Source organism: Collimonas sp. (assembly GCF_044339385.1).
Lineage (GTDB): Bacteria > Pseudomonadota > Gammaproteobacteria > Burkholderiales > Burkholderiaceae_D > Collimonas.
This window is the reverse complement of the sequence record NZ_JBIIVN010000096.1, coordinates 1-9,952: the sequence shown is the minus strand read 5'-3', so window position 1 is coordinate 9,952 and position 9,952 is coordinate 1. Positions and strand designations below refer to the sequence as shown.

The 9,952-nt window shown below is 56.6% G+C and carries 5 protein-coding genes and 2 pseudogenes; 6 read left to right on the top strand and 1 reads right to left on the bottom strand.

Going from position 1 to position 9,952, the window contains the following annotated elements:
* Window positions 1-131: 131 nt before the first annotated feature.
* Window positions 132-362: pseudogene (locus tag ACIQ0R_RS08325) on the top strand (hypothetical protein); the annotation flags it as partial.
* A 251-nt stretch (window positions 363-613) separates the two neighbouring features.
* On the opposite strand, the pseudogene ppc reads toward ACIQ0R_RS08325, so the two are convergent.
* Window positions 614-3,445, bottom strand: a pseudogene (gene ppc / locus ACIQ0R_RS08320) (phosphoenolpyruvate carboxylase).
* 428 nt (window positions 3,446-3,873) lie between these two features.
* Here ppc and hemC point away from each other — a divergent pair.
* From hemC to ACIQ0R_RS08295, 5 genes are all read left to right on the top strand, one after another.
* Window positions 3,874-4,818, top strand: a complete 945-nt coding sequence (hemC, locus tag ACIQ0R_RS08315; protein WP_395826111.1) for a hydroxymethylbilane synthase — start codon at window positions 3,874-3,876, stop codon at window positions 4,816-4,818.
* A gap of 84 nt (window positions 4,819-4,902) precedes the next feature.
* Window positions 4,903-5,688: a uroporphyrinogen-III synthase gene (locus ACIQ0R_RS08310; protein ID WP_395826113.1), complete on the top strand. Its 786-nt coding sequence runs from the start codon at window positions 4,903-4,905 to the stop codon at window positions 5,686-5,688.
* Entirely contained in the window at window positions 5,685-6,854 is a 1,170-nt protein-coding gene (locus ACIQ0R_RS08305) for a uroporphyrinogen-III C-methyltransferase (RefSeq protein WP_395826109.1), read from the top strand. The genes ACIQ0R_RS08310 and ACIQ0R_RS08305 overlap by 4 nt, the downstream gene beginning before the upstream one ends.
* A 4-nt stretch (window positions 6,855-6,858) precedes the next feature.
* Complete coding sequence (locus tag ACIQ0R_RS08300; RefSeq protein ID WP_395826107.1) at window positions 6,859-8,055, top strand: heme biosynthesis protein HemY; 1,197 nt, start codon at window positions 6,859-6,861, stop codon at window positions 8,053-8,055.
* A 209-nt stretch (window positions 8,056-8,264) separates the two neighbouring features.
* Window positions 8,265-9,590 carry a hemolysin family protein gene (locus tag ACIQ0R_RS08295; RefSeq protein WP_395826105.1) on the top strand — a complete coding sequence of 442 codons (1,326 nt, stop codon included), beginning with the start codon at window positions 8,265-8,267 and terminating at the stop codon, window positions 9,588-9,590.
* The last annotated feature ends 362 nt before the right edge of the window (window positions 9,591-9,952 follow it).

The window sequence follows — 9,952 nt, the reverse complement described above, 5'->3', positions numbered from 1 at the left end:
CTAACATTTCCATGGTGATCACCTTATATCTCCTGCCTAAAAATTAGACAGGACAAGTAGAACACCTGGGTCAATTTTGAATCAGCACTATGCCCTTTGCTGGGTCAATTTTCGGTCAGCCGCAACACATCAAGGCCATGATCAAGCGCCGCAGCGCCATCGAGCCGACCATCGGCCACATGAAATCGGACGGCAGGCTCGGCAGAAACTGGCTCAAGGGTGCCTTGGGCGACGCCATTCATGCAGTCCTGTGCGGCGCAGGCCGCAACCTGCGCCTGATCCTGCGCAAGCTGCGGCTTTTTTGCGCTGCGTTTCTGGTAATGCTTTGGCCGATGTGGCGTATGGCGACTGTCACGGCTTGAGACAATTATTGGGAAATGGGATTGTTCAGGGCGGACTAATTACGTTGGCCCAATGACGGCATACAATCTGAAAGATGAATTGACTTTGATAGCCTCTACACATCCATCCCGGGCAGCTTGGTGGGCCATTGACGCCGCGGCAGCGGGCCTTGCCGGGAGCAGGGAGCAGATAAAAATGACCGGACAGATCGATGATCTGTCCGGTCATTTTGATTGCATGCCGAGTATGACTGTCGCGGTCTGACTAAATATCAGCCGGTGTTGCGCAAACCGGCGGCGATGCCGTTGATGCTCAGGTGAATACCGCGCTTGACCCGTTCTTCGGTGGTGCGGCCTGCGGCCGTGACGCTGCGATGGCGCTTTATTAGTTCGACCTGCAAGTGATTCAGCGGATCGAGGTAGGCAAAGCGGTTCTTGATCGAACGTGCCAATAACGGGTTGCCCGACAAGCGATCCTTGGCGCCGGTGATGGCCGACAGGATATTGCTGGTGCGTTCATGTTCATCGACGATACGCTTGAAGATGCTGTTGCGCAGCTTGCGGTCGGTGACCAGCCCGGCGTAGCGCGAGGCCACGGCCAGATCGGTCTTTGAGAGCACCATGTCCATGTTCGACAGCAGCGTGGCGAAGAACGGCCATTCCTTGTACATGGCGCGCAGGATCGATAGTTTCTGCGCTTTCAGCTTGTTCTCCTTGCCTTCCTGCAGCCAGCTTTCGATGGCGCTGCCGAAGCCGTACCAACCCGGCAACAGCAGGCGGCACTGGCCCCATGAAAAGCCCCAGGGAATCGCCCGCAAGTCTTCGATGCAGCGGGTTGCTTTGCGTGAAGCGGGGCGCGAGCCGATGTTGAGTTCGGCGATTTCGGCAATCGGCGTTGCGGCGAAGAAGTAGTCGGTGAAGCCTGGGGTTTCATAGACCAGGTTGCGGTACGACTGGTAGGCACGTTCCGACAAGCCATCCATCAATTCTTCGAATTGCTTGAGCTTCTTGGTTTGTCTGGCGTCGGCGTTATTTGGCATCAGGCTGGCTTCCAGCGTTGCCGGCACCAACAGCTCCAGATTGCGGCGGCCGATTTCAGGGTTGGAGAATTTGGAGGCAATGATTTCACCTTGTTCGGTCAGGCGGATCTGGCCGTTGACGGTGCCCGGCGGCTGCGCCAGAATCGCTTGGTAGCTGGGGCCGCCGCCGCGGCCGACAGTGCCGCCGCGGCCATGGAACAGGCGCAGCTTGACGCCGGCGCGATCGAATACGCGCACCAGCTGGGTTTCTGCTTTATACAGTTCCCAGTTGGAGGTCAGGAAGCCGCCGTCCTTGTTGGGGTCGGAATAGCCCAGCATGACTTCTTGCAGTTTGCCTTGTTGGGCGATCAGGCGCGCCACTGGCGGCAGCGCCATGAACTGCGCCATGATGGCGGCAGCGCGGCGCAGATCCGGAATGGTTTCAAATAGCGGGATCACCATCACTTCCAGACTATCCGTGTCTGGGCAGCCCTTGGCGGCAGGACGCAGCAGACCGGTTTCTTGTTGTAACAGTAAAACTTCCAACAAGTCGGAGACGGTCTCCGTGTGCGAGATGATGTAATTGTGGATTGAGCGAGCACCGTAGCGTTGGCGCATTTCACCAGCAGCGCGCAGGATCGACAGTTCCGAAACCGTTTCATCGGAATAGGCGATATACGGGGAGTAGAGCAGGCGCGGCCTGGCCAGTTCGGTCAGCAGCAAGTCGATCTTTTGTTCTTCGCTGAGTTTATCGTAGGCGCTTGCCACCTGCGCTTGCGCGAACAGTTCTGTCAATACGCGCTCATGCACGTCCGAACTCTGGCGCATATCGAGCGATGCCAGATGGAAGCCGAAAATTTCGGAGGCGCGCTTAAGCGTGGCCAGGCGTGGCTTAATTAATGCGCTGCCATGGTGTGCGCGCAGCGAGTCCTCGACGATTTGCAGTTCTTGCGTGAATTCCTGCGGCGTTGCGTAATGCGCGGCGGCACCGACTTCCTGACGCAGAATATTGGTTGCGCCGAGCTCGCGTGCGGTTGAGGCGAGGCGCGCATAGATACCGATCAATGCGCGTCGATAAGGCTCATCGGCACGGTGGTCAGAGGTGTCAGGCGAATTTTCCGCCAGCGCCAGTAGTGCCGGGTTGACGCTGACCATCAGCGTCGATACCGACAGTTCGGCGCCCAGTGCATGGACTTCTTCCAGATAGAAATCGAAAATGGTGGTCGATTGCCGCGTCAGCGCACGTTGCATGGTACTGGCGTTGACGTTGGGATTGCCGTCGCGGTCGCCGCCGATCCAGCTGCCCATTTGCACGAACGGCGCCAATTCTGCGTTGCTGCTGCCCTGGCGTGCGCGGGTTGGGAATTGCGTGGCGATTTCGCCTTCAATGTCGTCATACAGTGCCGGTAGTTCGCGTAGAAACGTGATCCGATAATACGATAGCGTGTTTTCGATTTCGTCGGCGACGGTCAGTTTGGTATAACGCAGCATACGGGTTTACCACAAGGTGGCGATGCGGCCGCGCAGCAGTTCGGTGTTGTCGCGCAGTTCCTTGGCGGTTAACGGATGGTCGCGCTGGGCCAGCAGGCGGGCGATCTCGCGTTCAGCATCGAGGATGCTCTTGCGCTGCACTTCGGTTGGGTGTGCCGTCAGCACTGGCGAAATCAGCGCCTCCTTGAGGAAACTGCGCACCGTTGCACCGGAGACGCCGGCATCGTCCAGCTTGCTGAGTGCATGGGCGACGCTGCCGGGCTGCGCTGCCGAACCTGCCAGCAGGTGGGCGCGGCGGCGTCGGTTGTGGTGCTGGTCTTCGGCGGTATTGGCCAGGTGCGAAAAATAGGAAAATGCGCGTACCACCGAATTGGTTTGGTCGCGGCTTAGTTTCTTGAGCAACTGGTCGAGATCGGCACCGGCTTGCGGATCGGATTCGCGGCGGAACCGGACCGCCGTCTGACGTATGGTTTCTACCACTTCAAAGACCGCATCGCCTTCCTGTTCACGCAACACCTCGCCTAGTAAGCGGCCTAGCAGGCGAATATCCTCTTTGAGAGGGGCATCTTTGTTGGGCGTGGATTTTTTTACCATAATTTAAGATTTGCAGGACAAAGTTAAAAGCCAGCGAGGCATGGCGCTTTATTTTGTCCTAAACTGATTCAATCAAACGGTTAAATTGCAAAGAAAAGCATGGGCGAAGCTGAGGTGCTGCTGGCGGTACGGTGTTTGCAGACAAGAACGTGGCCGATAAAATGGAAAACAGGACGGATATTAAGGTGGCTAATAAGGTGGCTAATAAGGTGGCTAATAAGGTGGCTAAAAAGGTGGCTAAAAAGGTGGCCAATACGGCGGACAATAAGACTCGAAGAAGAGCAGTGGCCACATGCTAAAATTCGGCCCGAAAACTACGCATTTGTGAGGCTTTTTTACACCTCCGGATCAAGCTTGTTTGTGATTGCATAACTCTGTCCTGGCTGCATTGACGATATTCGCTGCATCGATAAAATTTGAAAGAACCCGTGTCGAAAATACTCTCCCCATCCAAATTAGTCATTGCGTCGCGTGAAAGCCGATTGGCCATGTGGCAAGCGGAACATGTGCGCGCCCGGCTGTCTGCATTATATCCAGACTGTAATATAGAAATCCTCGGCATGACCACGCGCGGCGATCAAATTCTTGATCGTACCTTGTCCAAAGTCGGCGGCAAGGGTTTGTTCGTCAAGGAGCTGGAAGTGGCGATGGCGGAAGGGCACGCTGACCTCGCAGTGCATTCGCTCAAGGATATGCCGATGGAGCTGCCGCCTGGTTTTGCATTGAGCGCCATTCTGGAGCGCGAAGATCCGCGCGATGCCTTCGTCTCGAACGATTATGCCTCTCTGGATGCGCTGCCTGCCGGCGCCGTTGTAGGCACCAGTAGCTTGCGCCGTCAGGCCCTGATCGCAGCGCGTTTCCCGCATTTGCACATCAAGCCGTTGCGCGGCAACCTGGATACGCGTCTGGCCAAGTTGGATCGGGGCGAATATGCCGCCATCATACTGGCTGCGGCCGGTTTGAAACGGCTTGGCTTGAGCGCACGGATCAGAGCCTTGATTGAACCGGAGCAGAGTTTGCCGGCTCCGGGGCAAGGGGCGATGGCGATCGAGATTCGCGCCGAACGCGCCGATTTGCAGCAGTTACTGGCACCGCTGAATCATTTGCCGACCGCCCAGGCGGTGACGGCCGAACGCACCCTGTCGCGCGCTTTTGGCGGCAGTTGCCAGATCCCGCTGGCGGCGTTTGCGACAATCAGCGGCGATCAGATGCGCCTGCGCGCGATGATCGGCACACCCGATGGTCAGCGCGTGGTGACAGCCGACGCCAGTGGTGCAGCCGATACCCCGGATGCCTTGGGCAGACAGATTGCGCAAGCGTTGAACATGCAAGGTGCAGCGGCGATCCTGGCGCTTTGCAAAGAGCTGAGTTAGTGAACTGTCACGGCACGATACGGGTTTGGCGCAATGATGTTGCGATTGCGCGCCTCGTACAATTACCAGCATTGCAAGTCGGCCATGCAGATTGATCGATCCCTGCCACCTGTTGTCATCACCCGGCCCGCGGCGCAAGCGGTTGCACTGGCGAGCCAAATTACTGCGCGCGGCCGGCAGGCGATCATCTTTCCGCTGCTGGAAATTCTGCCTTTGGCGGACAGTACCGGCTTGCAGGCGGCGCTGGCCCGACTCGACGACTATGCGTTGGTGTTGTTCGTCAGCCCCAACGCGATTGACGCCGCGTTCCGCTATATCGCGCAGTGGCCATCGCAACTGCCGATCGGTATTGTCGGCGAAGGCAGCCGCGCCGCACTGGCCCGGCATGGTTTGACGGCAGCTAACGCGGCGATCTTCAGCCCGCCAGATCCGGCCAGGTCCGATTCTGAAGGCTTGTTGCAAGCGCTTGACCTCAGCGCGCTGCGCGGCCGCCGGGTATTGCTGGTACGCGGCGAGAGCGGTCGCGAATTACTGGCGGATGTTTTACGCGCGGCAGGCATCGACGTCGAGCCGATTGCCGCTTACAGACGTCAGGCGCCGCGGCTCGATATGGCATTGAAAGTGCAGTTGCAACAATTGATAGATAGTCGCCACGACTGGATCGTAACCAGTTCGGAGGCGCTCGGACACCTGCTGGAGCTGGTTCGGCAGGCCGAAAACGGTGCCGGTGTTGCAAAAATCCAACAGCAGAAACTCGTTGTCCCACATGCCCGCATTGCCGAAACAGCATATGCGCTTGGATTTGTCGACGTCACACTGACCGGCTCAGGCGACGAACGTCTACTCGACGCGTTACAATTCCCGGTATGAACGAATCGCAACCTACTCCAGAATTGGGCCAGCAAGCTGGCCCTGACATCAATGCGACAGCATCCGCGGCGCAGCCCGTGCTTCCGCCATTCAAGGTCGATGGGGGCCAAAGCCCGGGACGACAACTTGGCCTGATCTATGTGATCCTGCTCCTGTTGGCGTTGCTGCTGGCGGAGCTATGGTGGTCGATGCATGCCGAGAATGTGCGCCTGCGCCAGGAAATCGCGCGGCGTCTGCAAGTCGGCGACAGTTCCAATACCGAAACCAAGGTGCGGGTGAAGTCCGTACAGGACAGCACCAAGGAATTGCAGGGCAAGGTCAGTGTGCTTGAGAACAAACAGGTCGAGGCCCAAAGCCAGCAATTGGCGCTGGAACAGCTATACAAGGATTTATCCAAGAATAGCGATGAGCAGGCGTTGTCTGAGGTGGAAGCTGTGCTATCGACCGCCAGTCAGCAATTACAGTTGGCCGGTAACGTGGAGGGCGCTCTGATCGCTTTGCAGAATGCCGACAAGAGCCTGTCCCGCTCCGATAAGCCGCAGTTCATTATCGTCCGCCGCGCCATTGCGCATGACATCGAAAAATTGAAAGCGTTGCCGAGCCTCGACGTCACCGGTATCGCGGTGCGGCTTGATAGTGTGATCGGCCAGATCGACAGCATGCCGTTGTTGTCGGATGAAAAATCAATCGTCAGCGTAAGCCGTCCGAGCACTCAGGTAGCGGAAAAATCGGCCAAGGCCGCTGCCGCGGCATCTGCGCAGGCTGCCGCCGATGTTGTCGGAGTCGACTGGAAAACGAGTTTGAAGGATAAATGGCAAAGCTGGAGCACCGAGATGTGGAACGAAATCAGCCAATTGATCCGGGTGCGCAGCGTCGATAATCCGGATGCATTGCTGCTCTCGCCGACGCAGGCTTACTACGCCCGCGAAAACCTCAAACTGCGTTTGCTCAATGCGCGTCTTGGCCTGCTCTCGCGTAATGAATCAGCTTTCCGCAGCGATCTGATCGCCGCGCAGGAAACCATTACCAAGTATTTTGATACCCGCGCCAAGCAGACCCAAACCGTGCAGACCATGCTCAAGCAGGTACAGAACAGCAATCTCTCGATCACCATGCCGGCCTTGGACAGTCCCGCGGCGATTCGTACTTACAAAGGCAAGCCATAGTCATATGCGATTCTTTCTCCGGCTTGTTGCCCTGTTCGCAGCTGCCATCGGTCTGGCAGTGTTGGCGCGTTATAACCCCGGTAACGTGGTGCTGTTTTTTCCGCCATACCGGATTGATGTGTCGCTGAATTTCTTTGTGGTATTGCTGCTGATCCTCTTTGTCGTGTTGTATGTGTTGATCCGGGCCATTCGCTTGACTCAAAAATTGCCTGCGCGCGTGATCGGCTATCGCCGCCACAAGCGCGAAACCACATCGAACAATGCGCTGCGCGATTCACTGAAATCGTTGTTTGAAGGGCGTTTCGGGCAGGCTGAAAAAGCCGCTACGCGCGCCGCCGAGCTGCCGGACAATGTTGGCGTTGCGGCATTGATTGGCGCCCGTGCTGCGCATCGTATGGGACAACCCGAGCGGCGCGATATCTGGCTCGCCAGCATCGAAGATAATACGCCGCTGAAAACTGCACGGCTTATCACGACACTGGATTTGCTGGTCGATGAGCACAAATCAGAAGCGGCATTGGAAACCGTAAATGAGTTGAACGCCAGCGGTACGCGCCATATCCATGCCTTGCGATTGGCCCTGAAAGCCAATCAGCAAGGCAAGAACTGGCCGGAAGTGCTGCGCCTGGTGCGGACACTGAACAAGCATGATGCATTGCATCCGGCGCTGTCGACGCGTTTGCGCGAACTGGCTTACGATGGTTTGCTGTCGGATGATTCGCACGATGCGGAGTCGATTGCGCGACTATGGGCGACTGTGCCGGGTGAAGACCGGGTCAAACCGTTCATCGCGATGCGCGCTGCCAGCGCATTCAACAAGCGCGGCTTGCATGGCGAAGCGCGCGCGATTGTTGAAAAATCTCTGGCGGTGGAATGGGATACCCGTTTGCTGCCGGTTTACCGTGAAGCCGCAGCAGCCGAGGCATCGCCCGCGCTGTTGGCTCAAATCGAGTATTGCGAACAGTGGCAGGTTAAGGCACCTAATAATGCCGAGTTGGCATTGACCTTGGGAACACTATGTTTCAAGCAGAAGTTATGGGGTAAGGCGCAGCGCCAGCTCGAACAGGCATTGTCTGATGCGGAATCGCCGGGTACTGTGCGTGAGGCGCATCTGAAGCTGGCGCAATTGCACGAGGCCATCGACCAGCCGCAACTGGCAGCCGAACATTACCGCCAGTGCGCATTGGCGACGATGCTGTAAAAGCGCGGCTGTCGGCCACTGCTAAGCTAAATCATGAACAGATTGGGAGCCGTATCATGTGCGCAGTATTCGGGCGCAGCCGATACGGTTCCCAATTTTTTGTCTTGAACGTCGCCGCTCGATGATAACGAGTAAATTTGCGCCAGTTTTGTAAAAACCGCCTGCCGTCGCCTATACTTGGGGTCCGTTTTTATCATGGAAGAGATTCGTTGAACAACCTGTTATTGGTGATCGCAGCATTGTTTTTAGTGGCACTCAATGGTTTTTTTGTTGCTGCCGAGTTCGGTTTAGTCAAATTACGTCAGACCCGTATCCGGGCCATCGCCAAGACGCAAGGACTCAGGGGTCGCATTCTGGCGATAGTACACCGCCAGCTGGACGCCTACCTGTCAGCTTGCCAACTCGGTATCACGCTTGCTTCGCTGGGACTCGGCTGGATCGGCGAGCCGGCATTTGCCAATCTGCTGCATCCCGTGTTCGATCTGCTGGGTATCGGCAGCCTTGAGCTGATTCACGGTATCTCGTTCTTCTTCGCCTTTTTTCTGATTTCTTTTCTGCATATCGTGGTCGGCGAACTGGCGCCAAAGACCGTCGCTATCCGCAATCCAGAAGTCATCGGTCTGTGGTGCTCTGTGCCGCTATATGGCTTTTACTGGGCCATGTATCCGGCGATCTGGGCCCTCAATGCCAGCGCCAACTCGCTCTTGCGCCTGGTTGGCCTGGGCGCGGCGCATGGCCATGACGCCCACTATTCGGCAGACGAGTTAAAGCTGATTCTGCGCGGCAGCAGCCGCGCCGGGCAGAAATTCAATCGCGATGAGTGGAATGTGTTGGCGCAGTCGCTAGATTTCAGCGAGCTCGAAGTCTCCGATCTGATGCGGCCGATCAACGAAATCACTGCGCTGCGCCAATCGCTCAGCCTGGCGGAAAATCTGCAAACCATCTATCACCATCGTTTTAGTCGCTATCCCTATTTTGATCAGAGTGGTGTCAACGTGCTGGGTGTGATCCATTTGAAAGATTTGTTTATTGCACAACAAGAAGGCAAGTCGATTGACAGCCTCAATGCTTATTTGCGGCCGGTCGAATACGTCTCTCCGCGCATGGCAGCGTTAGAACTGTTTCGCCGTTTCCGCACCGGAGCTCCTCATTTTGCCATTATCGGTAAGAAGGGCAGTGAGCCTGAGGGATTCATTACGCTCGACAATCTCTTGGGGGCCATGGTGGGTGAGATTCGCGACGAATTCCGGCGCAACGATAACGAATGGCTGCGCCAGGACGACGGCACCTTGCTGGGCAAGGGCAGCCTGCCGATCTTTAGTCTCGAACGTATCCTTGGTATCGATGTTGTCATTGATGGCGACGAGGATGTCGATTCGGTCGGCGGCCTGATCATGGCGAAGCTGGGAGATCTGCCCCACGAAGGTCAGAAGATCGAGTTCGACGGCTTCGATATCGTGGTCAAGAAAATGAACGGGCCGCGGATCGTGCTGGTAAAAGTCTATACGGCGCAGCGCGTGGCTGATGCCGAATAGTCTGGCAACTGGGATGGCCGCGTGCATGAGCAATCCTGGGAATCGGATAAGACAAAAATGTCGCGGTAATTCATAGGCGATTGATCAAGTAAAGAAGGGCAGGAATCGCTTCCTGCCCTTCTTTTTTATGTGAGCGGCTAATTTCTGCTCGGCTAGAACGCCTTATTGCATGAACCAGCCGTGGCTGACGACGATTGATTGGCCGGTCAGGGCGTTGGATTCGAACCCGCCGAGGAATTGAGCTTCCCCCGAAATTTAGTCTTCCATAGGTAACGTAAAATCAACGATCCTTTGGAAAGACCAGCAATGAAGAAGATACCAAAACAGATGTACACGGCGGAGTTCAAGGAGCTAGCCGTGCA